Source organism: Sorangium sp. So ce176, from assembly GCF_051519835.1.
Classification (GTDB): Bacteria; Myxococcota_A; Polyangia; order Polyangiales; family Polyangiaceae; genus Sorangium; species Sorangium cellulosum_G.
Window position 1 is genome coordinate 5,589,230 of the sequence record NZ_CP150371.1, and the last position, 19,098, is coordinate 5,608,327.

Genomic DNA, 19,098 nt, shown 5'->3' on the forward strand with positions numbered 1-19,098 from the left:
TCATTGTGTCAGCTCTCTCTCCACAAAGGACCCGAGCGCGACGTACTCCTGGTACAGCGCGTCATAGAGCCTGGCGCGCGCTGGATCGGGCCGGTACCGCGCCTCGGTCCCGGGCGACATCGCGCGCTGCGCTTCCTCGACGGTCGCGTGCAGGCCGGCGGCCGTCGCGGCGAACATCGCCGCCCCCAGGGCGACCGGCTGCTCGCCGGCGCGGACCTCGACGGTCATGTCGAGCACGTCCGCCAGGACCTGCATGGTGAAGGGGCTCTTGCGCGCGACGCCCCCGATCCCGATGACGCCGTCGATGCGGATGCCGTGAGACCGGAAGCGCTCGACGATGGCGCGCGATCCGAAGGCGATCGCCTCGACGAGGGCGCGGTAGATCCGCGGAGCGTCCGTGGCGAGGTCGAGGCGGACGATGGCGCCCTGGAGCCGCTGGTCCGCGTCCGGGGTCCTCCGCCCGTTCAGCCAGTCGAGCGCCATCACCGAGCTCGGCGCCGGCGGGATCTCCGCGGCCGCCCTCTCCAGCTCGGGGATGATCCGCTCGGCGAGCGCGTCGCCGTCGGGGATGGCGGGCTGGATCGCGCGCAGCGGCCAGCTCAGGAGCTGCTTGAACCAGGCGAAGACATCGCCGAAGGCGGACTGCCCCGCCTCGTAGCCGATCGCGCCCGGGAGGATGGAGCCGTCGACCTGGCCGCAGATCCCGGCGACGAGGACCTCCGGCGCGCCCGTCCTCGGGACGACGAGCATATCGCACGTGCTGGTGCCCATGACCTTGAGCAGGTGGTGCGGCTGGATGTCGCCGCCGACAGCGCCCATGTGCGCGTCGAAGGCGCCGACGGCGACGACGACGTCGCCCGGCACCCCCAGCTTCGCCGCCCACTCGGGCGAGATCGTCCCGAAGGGCGCGTCCGCGGTCCAGGTCTGCGAGCCGAGCGTGGCCCTGAGCTCGGGCAGGCGCGGGTTCAGCCTCGCGAGGAACTCGTTCGAGGGATACCCGTCGAACTCGGGGTGCCACATCGCCTTGTGGCCCGCGGCGCAACGGCTCCGCCGGATCCGCCGGAGGTCGTCGGTGCCGGTCAGGACCGCGGGGATCCAGTCGCAGTGCTCCAGGACGGTGACCGCCGCGCTCGCCACCGCCGGGTTGGTCTCGATGACGTGGAGCACCTTGGCCCAGAACCACTCGGAGGAGTAAACGCCGCCCTCGAACTTCGTGTAGTCCACGCCGCCCCAGGTCCGGGCGAGGTCGTTGATCCGCGCCGCCTCGGCCACCGCCGTGTGGTCCTTCCAGAGGATGAACATCGCGTCCGGATCCTCCTCGAAGCCGGGGCAGAGCGAGAGGGGCGTGCCCTTCGCGTCGGCCAGGACCGGCGTGGATCCGGTGGTGTCGACGGCGATCCCGCGCACGCGCGCGGCGGCGTCGCTGCCCGCCTGGCCCAGGGCCGCGCGGACCGACGACTCCATGGCGACCAGGTAGTCGAGCGGATGCTGGCGGAACCGGTGCGCGTGCGGGTCGCAGTGGAGGCCTTGCGCCCAGCGCGGGTACGGAACGACAGCGGCCCCCGCGAGCTCGCCGTTGCGCGCGTCCGCGACGACAGCGCGAACGGAGTCGGTGCCGAAATCGATCCCGATGACGAAGGTTCCGGTGCGCATGACGACCCGTTTGCTGGGGTGAAGCAGGGGAAGGATGAGCTCGAGATGAAATGTGAACGTTCACATCCCTGATGTCAATTCCAATCTGTCCGCCCGCGACTATTCTCCCGCCCCGATGGAAGACAAGAATGGCAAGTCGCCTGCGGAGCGACGCGTCAAGAGAGGCGGGCGCCGGGCCGCGGTGATGGTCGACGTGGCCAAGCTCGCGGGCGTCTCGTACCAGACGGTCTCGCGCGTCCTGCACGACAGCCCGCACGTGCGACGCGACACGAGGGAGCGCGTGCTCGACGCGATCCGCCAGCTCGACTACCGGCCGAGCTCGGTGGCGCAGGCGCTCGTCACCGGGCGGTCGAGGAAGCTCGGCGTTGTCAGCTTCAACACGACGCTGTACGGCCCGGCGTCGACCCTGCTCGGGCTCGAGGAGGCGGCGCACGACGCCGGCTACGGCGTCAGCATCGCCAGCCTGCGGTCGCTCAGCCGCGCCCCGGTGGTGGAGGCCGTGCAGCGCCTTTGCGATCAGGGGGCCGACGGCATCGTCGTCATCGCCCCGCAGCGGTCGGCGGTGGACGCGCTCCTCCACCTGAGCTCCGACGTGCCGGTGGTCGCCGTCGAGGGCGGGCCGGACGACTCGATCCCGGTGGTCGCCGTCGACCAGCACGGCGGCGCGGCCGCGGCGACCCGGCACTTGCTCGATCTGGGCCACCCGACGGTGTGGCACATCGCCGGTTCGTCCGACTGGCTGGAGGCCGACCAGCGCATCGAAGGCTGGCGCTCGACGCTGGAGGCGGCCGGCGCCGAGGTGCCCCCTCTCCTGCGCGGCGACTGGAGCGCGCGATCCGGCTACGAGCTCGCCCCGCGGCTCACGCGCACGCCGGGCGTGACCGCCGTGTTCGTGGCCAACGACCAGATGGCGCTCGGCCTGCTCCGCTACCTCCACGAGATCGGCCACGAGACGCCGCGGGACATCAGCATCGTCGGCTTCGACGACATCCCGGAGGCCGCCTACTTCACGCCTCCGCTCACCACCGTCCGCCAGGATTTCTCCGAGCTCGGGCGCCGGTGCCTCCACCTCCTGCTCGGTCAGATCGAGAGCGGCCAGCGCTCGTGGTCGCGCGTCGTTGTCGAGGCCGAGCTGATCCTGCGCAAGAGCACCGCGGCGCCCAGGAGCGGGTGAGCCCGCCAGCCCGGCGATCGCAGGAGCTCGCCTTCACGCCTCAACCACCTTCGAGGCAGATCGTGCGCACGAAGCGCCTCACGGTCGAGGCGCGACGCCGGGCGTGGTAGCCCTCGGCCGCCGCCCTCGACGCCTCGCCGGGCGCCTCGAGGCAGTCTGCGATGATCCCGTAGCCGTCCTGGAGACCGTTCGCGTCGCCGGGGTGCGTGCGGCGGACCTCGTTCAGGAGCTCACGCATGCGCGCGCCGTTCCGCGCGCTCATCGCGTCGTTCAGCAGCGCGACAAGGCCGTTCTCGTGCTGGATCTCGAGGTGACGCGGCGTGGTGGGGTGAGGGTGAGCGGGGCCGTCGTGTCGGTCGTCGGGGCTCGGCCCGACGAGGGGCAGCCCACCGACCGCCTCGGCAGGCTCGGCGCTGCCGGCCAGCGCCGGCGGTTCTTCCGGCGCGCGGCGCGACGCTCCCTCGCGCGGCGCCTCGCCCCGCGGGGCCTCCTGCCGAGCTGAAGGCAGCGGTCGGCCATCTGGCGATCGCGAGCGGGTGACGAGGCAGAGCGCCGCGCCGAGGAGCATCGGCGCGACCACGAACCAGCCCCAGCGCGGCGAGCTCATGGGATCGTCACCGTCCATGTCACTGTCTCTTGCGAGCGGCGCCAGCTGTCGCGGCCCCAGCAGGGATCGAAGTAGCCGGGGTTCCTCGAGGGCGGGGGGTCGAGGCACTCGCCGCTGCGGTAGCGCACCCACTCCTCGCCGGCGTTGTCGTAGGCCCTGGCGACGATGGTGTGCGTGCCCGACGGGAGGCGTGCCGCGGCGATGTCGTAGACGGGGCCGCCGTCGGTCGCGATCACGTCGCCGTCGAGGGTCCAATCGACGCTGATGACCTCGGGATCGATCACGTTGACAGTGAGCGTCGCCGGGTCCGTGACGGGCCCGGCGGGCGGATCGGCCGAGTCGATCGGCTTCACGCGCATCCAGATGTCCATGATGATCTTCTCGCGCGAGACCGGGTTGAAGCTCGTGTTCTTGTGGCCTCCGAACAGGCTGTTCATCATCGAGTTCGAGGAGGGGCGGTACTGTCCGGTATCCACGTAGCGGCTGCCGACGAAGGTGCCCTGGATGCCCGTGGAGTCGGCGGCGTCGTGACCCAGCCACCTGTCCCATTTGCCCGCCGTCGTGTCGCAGCTGGCCGTGGAGTTCACCTCGACGTACTCGGTGCCGCTGCCGCCGCACATGTCCGGGCCGCAGCCCGAGCCCGTGGCTTTGGCGCAATACTCGTCGGCGAGCTGATGGAAGCCGTGACCGCCCTCGTGCAGGGCCGCGCCGGGGGCCTCGGGGTGGCTGCCGGACCAGAGCATCCAGGAGGAGCCCGTGTTCCACCAGCGGTCGTTGTTCAGCACGATGGCGTGCCAGTCGACCTCGAGGTCGTCGGGGAGATTCGCCTCGAGCGCGCGATCCGCCGCGCGGGTGTCGCACTCTGCGAGGCGGCTCTCATCGTCGCCCGTGCAGCCGAGCGCGCCCGGGACGCCGTTCGAGGGGCTGACCACCTTGATGGCGCAGATGTTGACGAACTTGCGGTACCTGCCGTAGGGCTCGCCGATCGGGCTGCTGAAGCGCAGATCCATCGCCGCCTCGATGTGCTCGAGGTACGTGGAGCTCACCGTCGTGGCGTCGTAGCCGTCGCCCAGGATGACGTAGTTGACGCGGTTCTCGGGTGGGCCTGCGCTCTCGATGGCCACGCCGTTCGCGCCGCAATCGAGGACGTAGTCGGAGCCGGTTCCGCCCGGGTCGCCGGGGACGAAGGCCCCCCCGGCGCCCGCGCCGGCGGCGCCGCCTTGCGCGCCGCCGCCCTGAGATGCGCCGTCGGCGCCGCCCGAGCTGCCGTTGCCTGCTGCTCCGCCGGCGCCCTGGCCGCCGGCCGCGGGCTCGCTGCCGTCCGGGCCGCCGCCGCTGCTCGTCGTCGCGCTGCTGCTGCCCGGCGGTTCACCGCATGCGCAGAGCGCCAGAAGGCCCACGACGCGCAGCATGCAGCTCGACTTCATCGCGTGGACCTCCCGCCCTGACGCCCGCGCTCACCCGAACAGCCCCTCGACAGCCTTCGTCCGCTGGTCGCTGTCCCCCATCACGAGATCCGGGGCACCGAAGGCAGCCGCGCACGCCATCCACACGTCGTTGGTGGAGCGGAGGCCGCCGCCGCGGTTGTTCCACACCTGCCCGCCGCGCAGCTTGGTGTTCGCGCCGCCGAACAGCACCCACGGCATGTTGTCCCAGTTGTGGGTCCGGGTGCCGACCTCCGTGATGTACGGCACCAGCGTGCTGTCGAGCAGCTTCCCGCCGCCCACGTCGTCGGTCTCCGCGAGCTGCTGCAGAAAGCCGGCGACGAGGCGGGAGTAGAACTCTTCCACCCGCGTGAGGAACTCGAGCGTGTCGCGCGTATCGGGGTCGTGGCTCGTCGTGTGGTGCACCTTGTAGATGGAGGAGTCGGGGGGCCACAGCTCGCCGAAGCTCACGTGGTTGGTGCCCGGGGCCCACTGGAACGTGACCACGCGGGTGAGGTCGCAGCGGAGAGCCGCCTTGACCACCGCGAAATGCAGGGCGCCGATGCGCGCGTGCTTCACGTCGTCGCGCTCGTTGACGACGTGCGAGCTGTTGTAAGGGTCGATGTGACCGCTCACGTCGATCGTCTCGGGCTCCTCCGCGACGCCGCAGGACGCGGGGTCCGTCGGGTCCGCGTCGAACTCCTTCTCCACCTCGCGGATGGCGGCGGCGTGCGCGTCGAGCGTCTCTCGCTGCGAGCTCGGCGCGAGGCTCTCGAGGCGCTTGAGGTCCTTCATCGCGAAGTCGAGCACGCTCTTCTTCTCGAGGCGCGCGCGGGCCAGGGCGTTCAGGTTGTCGTTCGTGGGGCCGCCCGGCATCATCGCGCCGAACACCCGCCGGTACGCGTCCAGCGGCTGGTAGTACGGCGTCATCGGCGCGGCCGCGCCCGAATAGGACATGTGGCGGGTCGACACCTCGGGCGTGTCGGCGCGCTTGTCACAGGAGATCTGGAGCGACGCGATGGGCGTGCCCTGGAGCTCCGTCGACTGCCGCACGAGGAGCTGGTCGATGCTCGGCCCCTCGGACACCGGATCGTCGCCGCCGTTGCCCGGATACAGCTTCTTGGTCCGCTGCCCCGTGGTCATCAGCACCGTTCCGCGCTCGTGGCCGCCGCCGACGGAGCCATCGAAGGGCAGCTTCAGGTCGCGCATCACGACCATGCGATCCTTCATGGACGCGAACGGGTCGAGGATGCGAGAGAGCGTGAAGTCGGTGCCGCTGCCTTGCGGCCAGAAGTTCTGGTACACGGTGCCCACCGGGCGCTGGATGATCAGGAGGCGCTTCGGGGCCGTCCCGCCCTCCGCGGCCGACTCGAGGGTCCTGAGCACCGTGAAGAGGCCCGCGGCGGCGCCGATGCCTTGCAGGAAGCGGCGGCGAGACCATGCATAAGACAGGTTGTAGCGCACAGTCATTGCTCCTTGGCGCGCTCGGTCAGCGCCGGTGACGTCACGATGGCGTTCACGATGTTGGGTAAGGTCCGCTGGCCCTCGGGCAGCGCCGTGATCACGCGCTCGACCTGACAGTCGCGGGTCGAGAGCGCCTCGTCGTCCGTTCCGTACGTCACGAGGTGCCGCACGACGCAGGCGGCGAACCCGTCGGTCTGCGCCACGGCGTCGGCGAACTCGACGGCGCTCGTGTAGACTCCATCGATGTCGCCCATGTTGGCCAGGTCGACGCGCGCGTCGATGGGCTCCCCCCCGAGGGTGTCTCGGTACCGGCCGACCGGATCGTAGCGCTCGAGCAGCAGGCCGAACGCGTCGAACTGCTTGTGACAGGCCGCGCAGGTGGCGTTCCCTGCCCGCGCCTCGGCGCGCTCGCGCTCGGTCATGTCGGCCTTGAGCAGCTCCTCGATCGCGCCCGCGAGCGCCTCCGGGGGCGAGGGGATCTTCCCCATGCAGAGCAGCGCGCCGCGCACGAAGAGCCCGCGCGCGACGACGCTCGTGTTGTCGGTCCGGGACAGCGCCGCGAGCAGGCCGGGCTGCGTGAGGATCCCAGCGCGCTCGTCGGCCGGCAGCGTGACCTTCGCGAACTCCTCCGGGGAGGCGCCCGTGTGCTCGACGCCGTAGACCTCCGCGAGCGAGCCGTTCACGAACGTCTCCCGCGAGGTGAGCAGGGTCGAGACGTCGGCGCTGCGGTTCCACAGGAGCTCGTCGAGGAGCAGCTCGGTCTCGTGGAACATGCTCGCCTGGAGGGAGGGGGTGTACTCGGGGAACAGCCCTGGATCCTTGACCGTGCCGAACAGGTTGCTGAGCCCCCACGCCGCGATGAGCGTGGTGCTCAGGCTGCTGCGCGTCTCGGGCTTCTCGAGCAGGCGTTCGGTCTGGCGCTTCAGCTCCTCCGGGTCGTGGAGGGCGCCGGAGTCGGCGGCGGCGGCGAGCTCCGCGTCCGGCAGGCTGTCGGTCAGGAAGAACGCGAGCTCGCTGGCGGTCTCGTGCGCCGTCAGCTTGACCACATCGCCGTTCGCGACGTCGCCGAGCTCGGTGCGGTAAGAGAACGAGGGGGACGCGAGGACGGCCTCGACAGCGAGCGAGACGCCGCGCTCCAGGCTCGTCTCTCGCCCGAGGCCGTAGACGGCCCACAGGTTGTCGAGCTCCGTCGCCTCCATCGGCCGGCGGAACGCCCGCTGCGCGAACCGCGTCAGGAACTCCTTGGCGCAGGCGTCGTCGCCGCCGTCCTCTCCGGCGGCGCAGCCGGTCACCTGCTCGAAGCGCCCCGTGAGGCTCTCGGCCGCATAGGCGGCCCTGGCGAGCCGCGCGTGCACAAGGGAGGTCCCGACCACGACGCCCTTCTTGGCGAACGGCTTCGTCCGCGCGTCCGGCGCCTGGCCCGGCTCGATGGCCTCCTCTCCCAGGAGATCCCGGATGGCGTTCATGAACTGCAGGTCGGCGAGCAGCACGATCCGTCGTTCCAGCCGCGGGCTGCACAGGCCGCTCTCGGTGCCCGGGGGATTCACGCCGCCGCCCGAGGCGGCCGTGCCGCCGCCCGGGGGGGTCGCGCCCGAGCCGATGTCGCCAACGCACCCTGCGACGAGGAGCGAAGCGCACGCGGCGATCCCGCGCAGTCGAGAGGCCATCTTGCCGCGAGTGGATGTTTCCACTTCCAGTCGATTGCTCGCGATGTTCCGGCTGCGATGATGAGCGGAAAAATTCATGGAATTGGCTTCGTGATACAGGTCCTTACGGCACCTGGGATCTCTGACGAGAGCGCGCTCCGATGCGGCCGGAACACCGCCCTGAGCGCCGGCCAGTAACGTTGGTCGATTCATACGATGTCTCCCGGTGATCCTGCCCTGTTGCCAGATCGACCATCGCGCGAGCTCGGTGGCGCGGGCGTTCGTCGCCGGGCCATCGGGAATGCTCGCGTGAACCGCACGAAGCTCGGCTTCGCCGGGGCCGATGCGCGCCGCTGCCTGCTCCGCTGGAACGAAGCCCCCACGGGCAAATGTGAACGCTCACATCACCCATGTCAATGCGAATCGGCCCGCCAGGGCCCGGATCGATCCCTGGCGCGGACGGGGCGGGCGCGGCTACGGAGGAGCCCGCGTGGCCCGGCATAAATGTGAATCAACACGAGAATGGTACGGAGGCGCGGGCGGCCGCGCGGGGGGCGGCGTCAATGACGGTCAGGGCGGGTACGACAGCGCACGTCGGTGTGCGCGCGGGGGCACAGTCCCCTTCACTTCCCCGGCCGCTCGCGCTGCTCGGCGCCTCGGGGACACGAGCACGCGCAGGAGGAAGGCCCCTCCGTGAGCTCTCCCTCGTTCCAGTCGCAATACATCCATCCTACCGGGATGAAGCCACAGACGCCGTCGAAGCGATGGAGCTCGATGGTCCCTCCTACCTCGCGATAGAGCAGGTGCAGACCGTCCAGCTGACCGCACTCCGGGCTCGCCGCGCATGCGCCGGGTCCGCCGGCCGGGATCGTCAGGCAGCGGTGCTCCTCACGCAGCGCGTCGCAGGAGGCGTCGCGGGAGCTCACATGTACCACCTCCCAGGAGCACGTGCCCCTGGGGGATGGCTGAGCTTCGCAGTCTTCCTGGGACGAGCGCTCTTCACACGGCGTCGCGCCCGCTCCGGCGCCAGCGCTCGTCGCCTCCGGCGCGCCCCCCGCGCCGTCGTCCTGGGCGCCGCTCCCGTCGCTCGACGTGCAGCCGAGGAGAAACACCATGGCGAGGCCCAGGACCATCGCCGACCCACGGCGCATCCAGGTCCCGTCGCGCCGGGGCACCCGCGAGGACCGCCCTCTCCTGTCCGTCATTCGTCGCTTCCTCTCCGGCTCTTGCCAGCGAACCGGCGCGATCCTGCGCGGGCGCCGAGCCCGCGCTCACCGCCGGATGTCGTACTTGTCCAGCTTGTAGAGTAGCGCGCGCCGCGAGATGCCGAGCCGCTTCGCCGCGCGCGTCTGGTTGTTCCCCTCGGCGGCGAGCGCCTCCTCGATGCTCTTCTTCTCCAGCTCCGCGAGGCGCGCCGGCATCGGCCCGCCCTCGGCCGGCGCGCCCGCGCTGCCCGGCGCGCCGGCGCTGAGCGGCGCCGCGTCGCCCTCGACGACGGACGCGGGCAGGTGCTCGACCTCGATGACGCCGGCCTCGGCCAGCACCACGGCGTGCTCGACCGCGTTGCGCAGCTCGCGCAGGTTGCCGGGCCACGCGTGCGCCTCCAGCACCCGCATCGCGGCCGGCGCGAACCGCGGCGCCGGCTCGCCCATCCGGCCGGCGACCTGGTGCGCGAAGCGGTGCGCGAGCAGCGCGATCTCGGCGCGCCGCTCGCGGAGCGGCGGGACGCGCAGGACGAACGTGCTGATGCGGTAATAGAGATCCTGCCGGAACCGCCCGGCCGCCACCTCGGCCTGCAGGTCGCGGTGCGTTGCGCACACGACGCGCACGTCGAGCTCGATCTCCTGCGTGCCGCCGATCCGCGCCATGCGCCGGCTCTCGAGCACCCGCAGCAGCTTGGCCTGCATGGCGAGCGGCAGCTCGCCGATCTCGTCGAGCAGCAGCGTGCCGCCCTGCGCGGCCTCGAAATAGCCGATCTTGCGGCGGTCCGCCCCGGTGAACGCGGCCTTCTCGTGGCCGAACAGCTCGCTCTCGAGCAGCGCCTCGGGCAGCGCCGCGCAGCTCAGCCGCACGAACGGGCCCGCGGCGCGCGGGCTCGCGCGGTGGATCTGCTCGGAGACGACCTCCTTCCCCGCCCCCGTCTCGCCGAGGACGAGCACCGTCGTCTGGGCGCGCGCGAGGCGCTGCACCACCTGGAAGACCTTCACCATCGCCTCGTCCGCGACGACGAAGCCGGCGCCGGCCCCGGACGACGGGCCCTCCAGGGCCGCCGGCGCGGAGCTCGGCGGCGCCGCCTCGACGGGCGCGGGCGCGGCGATCGCCACGACGATCTCGGCCGGGCCGACGCGGATCACGTCGCCGCCGGCGAGGGCCCGCTCGGCCCCGCGCACGACGGCGCCGTTCACGGAGGTGCCGTTGCGGCTCCCGAGGTCGGCGAGCGCGAGGGCGTGGCCCCGCCGCGCGATGCGCGCGTGGTTGCGCGAGACGCGGGCGTCGTCGACGCAGACCGCGGACTCGGGCGCGCGGCCGATCGCGACGACGTCGCCGTCGGTCATGTCGATCACCCGCGCGGCCCCGTCGCCGGCGCGCACGATCAGCGACGCCTGACCCTGCGGCGCCCGCTCGCCGGGCGCGCCCTCCGCGGCCTCGAGCTCGGTCGCGAGCTCGGCCCCGGCGGGCAGCGGCTCGACCCCGGGAGGGGCTGCCTGTCGACGAGGATCTCGCTCCGCCATGCCGTTCGAAGGTTGCGCAACTGTACGACGTTTGCGCAACGGTCAGCAACGGCGCCGCGCAGCGCCGCGAGAAGCGCGCCGTGCGCGCGCTGGTCCCCGCCTTGCAATGCGTCCCCGGCACGCACGGAGACGCGAGGCGGGAGCCGCCGTCGCCGGGAGCCATCGCGGAGATCGCGCGCCTTGCCGCGCCTCGCGCCGACGTGCGCCGAGCTTCACCAACGACGAGCACAACAGGAGCAGAGACAATGACTTATTCCATCCGATCGACGTCCGTCCTCGCGATCCGCAGCGCCATGCGCCATGCCCTCGTGTGCCTGACCGCGACGATCGCGGCCGCCGGGTGCAGCTCGGATCCGGGCGCCGACGCGGAGGTCACCTCGGCGGCGAGCGGCGACGCGGTGACGGGCGGATTCACGATGACGTGCTCCAGGTTGACGGTGAGCCGGGGCAAGATCGGCGCAGGGCAGACGGCCGCCGCGCTCGCGACAGCGGATCTCACCGGCGAGCAGGACGTGTGGAGCAAGTACGTCGAGTTCGCGCCCCGCACGAGCGCGACGTGCGAGTACGCGCTCCCCGCCGGCACGTCGGCGGCGCAGCTCGCGTCCCTCGCGCTCGGCGTGAACTACCGCGGCCCGGCGAAGGCGGACATGCGGTGGACGTTCGAGGCGTGGGACGCGGCCGCCGGCGCCTGGGTCCCGGTCGGCGACAACACGTTCGCGGGCGACTGGTCCTGGACGAGCGCGAGCCTGAGCCTGCCCGCGCCGTATCAGCGCTTCGTGTCGGGCGGGGGCCTGAAGATCCGGTATGCCACGAGCAGCTCCGCCGACAGCTCGATGCTCGACCAGCTCGTCCTCAGCGGCACGACGAGAGGCAGCACGGGCACCGGCGGCAGCGGCGGCTCCGGCGGCAGCGGCGGCTCCGGCGGCTCCGGCGGCAGCGGCGGCAGCGGCGGCAGCGGCGGCTCCGGCGGCAGCGGCGGCGCTGGCGGCGCTGGCGGCGCTGGCGGCGCTGGCGGCGCTGGCGGCGCTGGCGGCAGCGGCGGCGCTGGCGGCAGCGGCGGCGCTGGCGGCAGCGGCGGCGGCAGCGGTACCGGCGTCTGGGTCCCCGCCCCGGGGACGACGTGGCAATGGCAGCTCACGGGCACCATCGACACCAGCCTGGATGTCGCCATGTACGATATCGACCTCTTCGACACCCCGCAGTCGACGATCGACGCGCTCCGCGCGGCCGGGAAGAAGGTGGTCTGTTACTTCAGCGGCGGGAGCTACGAGGACTGGCGCAGCGACGCGTCGAAGTTCCCCGCCGCGGCGCTCGGCAACGCGCTCGACGGCTGGCCGGGCGAGCGGTGGCTCGACACCCGCAGCGCCGCCGTGCGCGACCTCATGAAGGCGCGGCTCGATCTGGCGGCGCGGAAGCGCTGCGACGGCGTGGAGCCCGACAACGTCGACGGCTACCAGAACAACCCCGGCTTCCCCCTGACCTCGGCGACGCAGCTCGACTACAACCGCTTCCTGGCCGCCGAGGCGCACGCGCGCGGGCTGTCCATCGGGCTGAAGAACGACCTCGATCAGGTGAGGGATCTCGTGGGCAGCTTCGACTGGGCGCTCAACGAGGAGTGCTACGCGTACGACGAGTGCGACATGCTCACGCCGTTCATCCGCGCCGGAAAGGCGGTCTTCCACGCCGAGTACGTCGACGCGTCGCAGGCGAGCGCCGTCTGCTCCGCGACGAAGCCGCTCGGGCTGTCGACGGTGATCAAGCGGCTTGACCTCGACGCCTGGCGCATCGCCTGCCCGTAATCAGACGGGGTCGCCGGGGCAGACGGGGGCGCCGCCGCGCTGGCCGCGCCCCCGCGGCCAGCGCGCGCGCCGGATCAGCCGCTCAGTCGCCCAGGACCTGGAGGGTCTGCGCGCTGGCGAAGCTCTGCTGCTCCGGCTGGTAGTACGGGTGCGCCTCGGCGCCGCCGTCCTCCGCCTTCACCGGCATTGTCGCCTGCAGCCGGTAGTTGAAGCCGGCCACGCCGCTCGCGGCGAGCTCCTTCACGTACAGGATGAGCTGCTTGCCCGTGATCTCGAACCTCGAGAGCTGGCCCGCGTCGATGTACGCCTGGAGGTCCTCGGTCAGGACCTGGAAGCCGGGCGGGAGGCCGACGGTCACGAGGACCATGTTCTGCGCCGCGTCCGTCGTGTTCTTGACGCTCACCGACGCGGTCACGATGTCGTTCACGTGAAGCGACGTCTTGTCGTAGCTCACGCTGACCGCGAGCGGCCCGCCCCCGTCGCTCGGCACCGCGCTCCACGGCAGGTTGTGGCGGCCCACAACGTTGTAGCTGAGCTGCCCCTCCCCCTCGAAGGCGAGCGTGACCTCGTGCGCGCCGGTGGTCGCGAGGTGCGTGAGGTCGACCGTGGTCATGACGTCGGCCTGGTCATCGCGCAGCGAGACAGTGCCCACCGGCGCGCCGTCGACCGCGACGGTCAGCGAGCCCGTCGCGCCCTCGGTCCCCTTGCTGGCCGCGAGGAGCAGGGTGCGCAGGCTCCAGATCGTCGCCTGGGTCGAGCCGAAGTTGCCATTCGGGTCCTTCGACTGCGTCAGGAACTTCACGCCCCCGTCGGCGCTCGACCGGTGAGCGTCCGCCGAGAGCAGCGCGTGCGCCGCGAGCGCGGTCGTCGTGACCTTCGCGTCGTCGCCGTACTCGTAGAACGACGTCTGCGTGCCGCCGTCATCCCAGGTGATCACATCCCCATCCAGCGTCTTGCGGTCGTCGAGGGCGTCGAGCACCCGGTCCGTCAGCGCGCCGGACGGACTGGCCACCGCGAGCGCGTTGGCCACGATCGCCAGCGTGTACAGGTCGTCGGTGGCCGGCTGCACCGCCCTGCCGAGGTAAGCGAGCCCCGCCGCGACCTGCGGACCCGTGTACCCCGCGCTCGCCAGCGCCCAGAGCACGAAGGCGCTGTTGCGGAGCGTGCCCGTGTGGAAGCTGAAGAACTCCGTCTGATCGCCCTCCCACGTGCCGTCCGCCTTCTGCTGCCCGGCGAGCCAGGCGACCGTCCGGGCGAGCATCGCCTCGTCCACGGCGTGCACCTTGATCATGTCGGCGAACTCCATCACGCCGAACGCCGTGACCGACAGGTACGGGTGCCCGTCCTGCTCGCCGAACCACGAGAAGCCGCCGCCGGCGTGCTCGAAGGTGAGCAGGCGCTGGTAGCCCGCCGAGATCAGCGACTCGGCCTTCATCTGGATCTCCGGCGTGATCTGGCCCGTCTGCTTCATGTACTGCGTGACGAGCACGTTGGGCCATGTCGTCGAGGTGGTCTGCTCGAAGCAGCCCGACGGGACCTGGAGCATGCTGTCCATGCCGCTCACGACCTGCGACAGGAACGCGGGGTAGACCTCGACGTAGAGCTGGTTCGAGCCGACGACCGCGCCCTCGGGGAACGACAGCGCGTGGGTGGCGCTCCCGGGCTCGAGCATGCCCGACTGGCTCTCGGCGACCGGCTTGCCGTCCGGGACCACGCGCACCGTGCGCGCCACGGCGTCGGCGCCGTCCGTGCCCCGCGCGGTGACCGTGAGCGAGTTGACGCCCACCGTGTCCACGCGCACCGGGAAGCGGACGCCGCGCACCTCGCCCGGGGCGAGGGACACCTGCGTCGACGTCGCGCCGAGCGCCGTGTACCAGCTCCCGGGATCGAGCGTCAGATCGACAGTCTGCGGCGCGTCGAGGTAGTTGTACACGGCGATCGGGAACTCCACCTCATCGCCGCGCGTCAGCGTGGCAGGGAAGTTCACGTCGACGAAGAAGTCCTGGAACACCTTGAAGCCGCTCTGCATGCCGCCGAGCTTGCCGTCGGCCGAGTTCGCGAGCGCCGAGAGCCGCCACTCGGTGATGCTGTCCGCGAGCGGGATGCTCAGCGTCGCCGTGCCGTCGGCGCTCGTGATCACGCTCGGGTTGACGTACAGGGTCTCCGGGAACTCGCGCCGGACGCGCGGGCCGCCCTCGCCGCTCCCGCCGCTGGGGTCGCCGGGGGGGCCTCCCGTGCCGCCGCCGCCCGCGCCGGACGCGGCGCCGTCCCAGTCGCCGCCATTGCCGGCGGCGGGGCCCCCCTCTTCTGCCCACCAGTCCTGCGATTGCACGGTGACCCCGAGCTCGTCGAACGTGAACGCGACCGCCGCGTCGTCCTGGCTCTGCGCCACCTCGTCGGGCCCCGACGACTGCAGCGAGACCCCGCCCGGGCCGGTGGCGATCCGGTAGGCGTTGCCCCACACATCGTAGGCCTCGAAGCGCTCGATGACCCGCTTCCCGAGCAGATCGACGTACGAGCTCTGCCCCGCGGCGCAGAAGAACTCGCTCGAGTTGCAGCCGAGCGCCGCCAGGTCCTGCACGGCGATCTCCGTGGCCTCGGCGAGCGCGGGCTGGAGCGCGCCCTTCTGGCGCGCGTGGAACGGCGCGAGCTCCTGCTGTACCTTCGCCAGCACGGCGGGCCAGGTGCGCGCCTGGAGGCCGGTGACCGACGTGCCGGCGAGCGCGGCGAGCGAGGCCTGCGTCGTGCGCTGCGCGGCCTCGGCCTGCTCGGGATCGTCGCTCGCCGTCGCGCTGAACAGGAGGTTCTGGAGGTTCGCCGACGGGCCGCGGATCTGGTAGCTCGGCTTCGCGAACTCGTCCTCGAGCTCGAAGTAGGTGCGGAGCAGCCCGGGCTGGGCGTCGACAAGCGCGAACACTGCCTGATCGACGACCTGGATGCCGACCGCGGCGACCTTCGGGTTGCCCGCGTCGTCCTTGACCGAGAACCGCAGCGTCGCCGTCTCGCCCGGCGCGTAGAGCGGCTTGTCGGCGTCGACCTCGATGCGGAGCGCCGAGTCGCCGCGCGCGAAGACGGTGCGGCCCGAGCGGACCAGGTTGCCGTCGTCGTCGACCAGGTACGCCTCGACGCGGTTGCTGCCGAGCAGCCCGGCGTCGACCGGCATGCTGAAGCGGGCGCGCCCGCCCTCGAGCTCGAGCGACCGCATGTCGACGGCCTGACCGTCGTTGAGCCAGTCGACGTAGACGCTGCCGGTCTCCTCGCTCGACTCGATGACGACCTCGATCGTCTCGCCCGCCTCGTACACGGCGCGATCGGTGCGCACGAGCAGGTGCTCGCCGCCCGACTGCGCGGTGAAGGAGAACGACCGCTCCACCGTCCGGCCACCCACCTTGGCCCGGACCGAGAAGGAGGTGCCCGTCGAGCCGAGCGGCGGGGTGAAGGTCACCGAGGCCTGGCCGAACGCGTCGGTGCGCGCGGTGAGGCGCGTGCCGCCGGTGAGCGGCGTGGCGTCCTGCACCTCGATTGTCGCGTCGGTGTCGGGGAGGGGCTCCCCGAGCGGATCGGTGACGAAGAGAAGCAAGGTGTTCGGGACCCCGGGGACGAGCTCGCGCCCCTCGGGCACGAGCACGAGAGAGGCCACGTCCGCGGCGACCTTCACCGGGATCGCCTTCGTGACCTCCTGACCCGCCGTGTCGGCCACGGTGACAGTGAGCGTCACCGCCGCGTCGCCCTGCTCGAGCGGCAGGCCCGCGAGGCTCTGCGGCAGCGTCAGGCTGAACCCGTAATGCCCCCCGGCGTCGAGCTCGCCCAGGATGCGCTGGAACGTCGTTTGACCGATATCCAGCGACGCCGCCTCGATGGTCACGGCGCCGCCGGAGACGGTCTTGCCGAAGAAATAGCGCGCGTCGATGGTGCCTGTCAGCGTGTCGCCCGCGCTGTACCAGGGCTTGTCGGTCTTGACGGCGACCTCGAACTTCGGGAGCGCGTATTGCCCCACGGTGACTGTCTTCTCGGTCGTGATCTCGCCGCTCACGACGCGGACCTTGAAGTCGCCGACGTTCACGATGGAGCCGATCCGGAACGTCGTTGCGGCGACGCCGAACGCGTCGGTCACGACGGCTTTCTTGAAGATCTTGTTGCCCTTGCCGTCCTCCACCTCGAAGGTGACCGACGTGCGGGCGAGCGGCTCGTTGTTCCCCCGCTCGAGCGCGAGCCCGCGGAGGTGGATTGTCTGACCTGGCTTGTAGAGCGGCTTGTCGGTGGTGAGGAGCAGCTTCGGGCCGGGGCCCTCGACGGTGACGCGCTCGTCGATGAGCGCGCTCACCCCGAAGCCGTCGGCCCGCGCCGAGACGGGGTGCTCGCCGATCGCGCCGGGCTCCACCTCGAACACCGCCGCGCCCAGCGCGTCGGTCGTCCCGCGGAGCTGCCGCGCCGCGTCCCCCTCGCCCACGGAGAGCTCGACATCGACCTCGGGCACCGCCGCGTGGGTGATGGCGTCCGTCGCGCGCACGCGGTAGCTCGCGGGGCGCCCGCGCACGACCCGCGCCGGCCCCTCGAGCTGCACGTCGTAGGGCGGGATCACGCGCAGCAGGCTCCGGGTCACGAGCAACCCCGTGTCCGACCCGTCGTCGATGCGGACGAGGTACCGCGCGAGCCCCGGCTGCGCGCTCACCGGCGGCGCCTCGAGGCGCGCCTCCGCTGTCGCGGCGGCCGCGCTCGCGACCTCGACGTCGACCTCGGTGGTGCCTTGTTCCCTGTTCGCGTCGAGATCGACCAGCGTGACGCGCAGGTGGCCTCGGGTCGCCCCGGCGGTCAGGTTGCGCACCGGGATCTGGAGGCGGAGGTCGCCCCCCTCGATCACGCCCCGCAGCTTCGCCTCGTCGACCTCGATCAAGCCGTTCTGCGGCTTGTCAGGGCGGCCAAAGCTCGCCGGCGGCGCCTCGTCCGAGGAGCAAGCCCCCGACGAGATCACGCCCGCCAGCGCGAGCGCGGCGAGCACGTGAAGGGAACTCCACCGTCGGCGGGTTGCATCGAAGCGTACGCGCATAAGTCCAGTCCTCCCGAAGGCGCTGGCACAAATCCAGCGGCCGGCCCGTACGTTGCATCCGGCGTACCAGGACCTGAAAGCAGCAATCTCGCGGGAATAGGCGCAGCTCGGGTCCGCGGGTGTGCCAGGGTGTGCCCGGGGTCCGGCGCATCCGGTCCGTCCAGGACCAGCAGGTTCCTGCCCGGACAGGCGCTCTACGCCTCCTCGATCGTGTCGGCGCAGCGATCGCCGCCGGCGCTCGGCGCGTCGTTGCCGGCGAAGATGAGGTGGAGTCGGCCGCCGAGAGCGCACGACGGGCGCCATCCGCATGGCAGTTCGAGATCGCGTCATCGTCATGGCCCCTGTCCATGACATCACGTCATCACCGCTCACGGCGAAGCTCCTCGCGCCTTCCGGGGCGCGGCGAGAGCGCGCGACGATTCTCGACCAGCGCGGCGAGCGGTCACGCGACGGCCGGCCTGTCCTCGCGCCGTGATGATGGGTCCGCCCGGCGCCGCTGCTCCGCCTTCGTCTGCGCGATCGTCCGAGCATCGAGTCGCTCGTGCTCCACTGGACATCGGCGCCGCCGGTCTCAGGCTCTCGATCGAGCACGAGGCTCTTCGTCTGAGGAGGAATCATGCAGATCGACTTCGATATGCCCGTGGTCGCCGGCGGCGGCCTCGAGGCCGGCGTCCTCGACCGCGTGTTGGTCGACAGGGAGCGAGGCATCGTGACCCATGTGATCCTCCGCTCACCGCTGGCGAGCGAAGAGCTGCTGGTATCGATGGACCTCGTGCAGGGTACGGCGGGGGGGCGCCTCCAGCTGCGACCGGGTCGAGACGAGCTCATGGCGCTGCCTCGGTACTACGAGGGACGGACGACGGCGCCGCCGGCGGGGCGCGTCGACACCTCGCTCGTCCCGCAGCCGCCCGAGCGCAGGCAGGAGCTGGAAGAGGCGCTGGGGGTCACGGAGGATACGGTCGAGCTCGGCCCCGAGACGCGGGTGATGACCACCGACGAGGCCGAGGTGCAGCTCATGGGGGTCGGCGCGAACGACCCCGGCAATGACATCTCGCGGCTGCACGTGCGCGGCCCCGCGGGCGCCGAGGCCGACTTCCCCGCCTCGTGGATCCGCGTGATGCGCGAGGACGTCGTGGCGCTGACGGTGACGCGGGACGAGGTCCTCCAGGTGCACCCTGCGCCGAGGCGCCGGGACGGGAACCTGGCGGACCTCGAGGGGCTCTCGGGCATGGGCGGGCTCGACGGCGACACGCCCGAGGAGGTGTTCGGCGCGGACTTCGTCGACGAGCTGCGCGGCAAGGGCGGCATGGTCCTCGACGTGCCCGGCACCAGCGGCCCCGCCGGCGAGGCCATCGACAACCGCGTCGCAGAGCCCGTCGACGCGGGCGCGGCGGCCGGCGCGGAGCGGCGCCACCCCTCCCGGTGATCGCGCGGCGCGCTCGCGAGCGGCGACCGCGCCGCCCCGACGCTTCCCCCGGACTGCGCTCCTGCGCGGCGCCGTGAGTCGGTATCCGGGAATCCGTGGTTGAACGAGGTTGAACGAGGTTGAACG

General features: G+C 71.9%; 11 protein-coding genes. 3 read left to right on the plus strand and 8 right to left on the minus strand.

Annotated features, from left to right (window positions below; genetic code table 11):
* A complete protein-coding gene (locus WMF42_RS20905) occupies positions 1–1,653 on the minus strand; it encodes a ribulokinase (RefSeq protein WP_061607715.1) in 1,653 nt (550 codons plus the stop codon).
* A gap of 184 nt (positions 1,654–1,837) precedes the next feature.
* On the opposite strand from WMF42_RS20905, the gene WMF42_RS20910 reads away from it, so the two are divergent.
* Positions 1,838–2,827 carry a LacI family DNA-binding transcriptional regulator gene (locus WMF42_RS20910; protein WP_199693633.1) on the plus strand — a complete coding sequence of 330 codons (990 nt, stop codon included), beginning with the start codon at positions 1,838–1,840 and terminating at the stop codon, positions 2,825–2,827.
* Positions 2,828–2,867: 40 nt separating this feature from the next.
* On the opposite strand, the gene WMF42_RS20915 is transcribed toward WMF42_RS20910, so the two are convergent.
* The 6 genes from WMF42_RS20915 to WMF42_RS20940 form a co-directional block, all read right to left on the minus strand.
* Positions 2,868–3,452, minus strand: a complete 585-nt coding sequence (locus WMF42_RS20915) for a hypothetical protein (RefSeq protein WP_437693798.1) — start codon at positions 3,450–3,452, stop codon at positions 2,868–2,870.
* Positions 3,431–4,861 carry a M64 family metallopeptidase gene (locus WMF42_RS20920; protein WP_437693799.1) on the minus strand — a complete coding sequence of 477 codons (1,431 nt, stop codon included), beginning with the start codon at positions 4,859–4,861 and terminating at the stop codon, positions 3,431–3,433. The genes WMF42_RS20915 and WMF42_RS20920 overlap by 22 nt, the downstream gene beginning before the upstream one ends.
* 30 nt (positions 4,862–4,891) lie before the next feature.
* A complete protein-coding gene (locus tag WMF42_RS20925; protein WP_061607719.1) occupies positions 4,892–6,328 on the minus strand; it encodes a DUF1552 domain-containing protein in 1,437 nt (478 codons plus the stop codon).
* Positions 6,325–7,989: a DUF1592 domain-containing protein gene (locus WMF42_RS20930; RefSeq protein ID WP_437693802.1), complete on the minus strand. Its 1,665-nt coding sequence runs from the start codon at positions 7,987–7,989 to the stop codon at positions 6,325–6,327. The genes WMF42_RS20925 and WMF42_RS20930 overlap by 4 nt, the downstream gene beginning before the upstream one ends.
* A gap of 602 nt (positions 7,990–8,591) precedes the next feature.
* Positions 8,592–9,173 (minus strand): hypothetical protein, encoded by a 582-nt coding sequence (locus tag WMF42_RS20935; RefSeq protein ID WP_437693804.1) that lies wholly within the window; start codon positions 9,171–9,173, stop codon positions 8,592–8,594.
* Positions 9,174–9,239: 66 nt separating this feature from the next.
* Positions 9,240–10,700: a sigma 54-interacting transcriptional regulator gene (locus tag WMF42_RS20940; RefSeq protein ID WP_437693806.1), complete on the minus strand. Its 1,461-nt coding sequence runs from the start codon at positions 10,698–10,700 to the stop codon at positions 9,240–9,242.
* A gap of 245 nt (positions 10,701–10,945) precedes the next feature.
* Here WMF42_RS20940 and WMF42_RS20945 point away from each other — a divergent pair, with 245 nt between their 5' ends.
* Positions 10,946–12,499 (plus strand): endo alpha-1,4 polygalactosaminidase, encoded by a 1,554-nt coding sequence (locus WMF42_RS20945; protein WP_437693808.1) that lies wholly within the window; start codon positions 10,946–10,948, stop codon positions 12,497–12,499.
* Positions 12,500–12,581: 82 nt separating this feature from the next.
* On the opposite strand, the gene WMF42_RS20950 is transcribed toward WMF42_RS20945, so the two are convergent.
* On the minus strand, positions 12,582–17,498 hold the full coding sequence (locus WMF42_RS20950) for an MG2 domain-containing protein (RefSeq protein ID WP_437693810.1): 4,917 nt from the start codon (positions 17,496–17,498) through the stop codon (positions 12,582–12,584).
* Positions 17,499–18,162: 664 nt separating this feature from the next.
* On the opposite strand from WMF42_RS20950, the gene WMF42_RS20955 reads away from it, so the two are divergent.
* On the plus strand, positions 18,163–18,972 hold the full coding sequence (locus WMF42_RS20955) for a hypothetical protein (protein ID WP_061613051.1): 810 nt from the start codon (positions 18,163–18,165) through the stop codon (positions 18,970–18,972).
* The last annotated feature ends 126 nt before the right edge of the window (positions 18,973–19,098 follow it).

Coding starts and splice junctions, on each gene's coding strand:
- WMF42_RS20930 (WP_437693802.1), bottom strand. CDS start 7,989: ATGGCCTCTCGACTGCGCGGGATCGCCGCGTGCGCTTCGCTCCTCGTC.
- WMF42_RS20905 (WP_061607715.1), bottom strand. CDS start 1,653: ATGCGCACCGGAACCTTCGTCATCGGGATCGATTTCGGCACCGACTCC.
- WMF42_RS20935 (WP_437693804.1), bottom strand. CDS start 9,173: ATGACGGACAGGAGAGGGCGGTCCTCGCGGGTGCCCCGGCGCGACGGG.
- WMF42_RS20910 (WP_199693633.1), top strand. CDS start 1,838: ATGGTCGACGTGGCCAAGCTCGCGGGCGTCTCGTACCAGACGGTCTCG.
- WMF42_RS20940 (WP_437693806.1), bottom strand. CDS start 10,700: ATGGCGGAGCGAGATCCTCGTCGACAGGCAGCCCCTCCCGGGGTCGAG.
- WMF42_RS20915 (WP_437693798.1), bottom strand. CDS start 3,452: ATGGACGGTGACGATCCCATGAGCTCGCCGCGCTGGGGCTGGTTCGTG.
- WMF42_RS20925 (WP_061607719.1), bottom strand. CDS start 6,328: ATGACTGTGCGCTACAACCTGTCTTATGCATGGTCTCGCCGCCGCTTC.
- WMF42_RS20920 (WP_437693799.1), bottom strand. CDS start 4,861: ATGAAGTCGAGCTGCATGCTGCGCGTCGTGGGCCTTCTGGCGCTCTGC.
- WMF42_RS20955 (WP_061613051.1), top strand. CDS start 18,163: ATGCAGATCGACTTCGATATGCCCGTGGTCGCCGGCGGCGGCCTCGAG.
- WMF42_RS20945 (WP_437693808.1), top strand. CDS start 10,946: ATGACTTATTCCATCCGATCGACGTCCGTCCTCGCGATCCGCAGCGCC.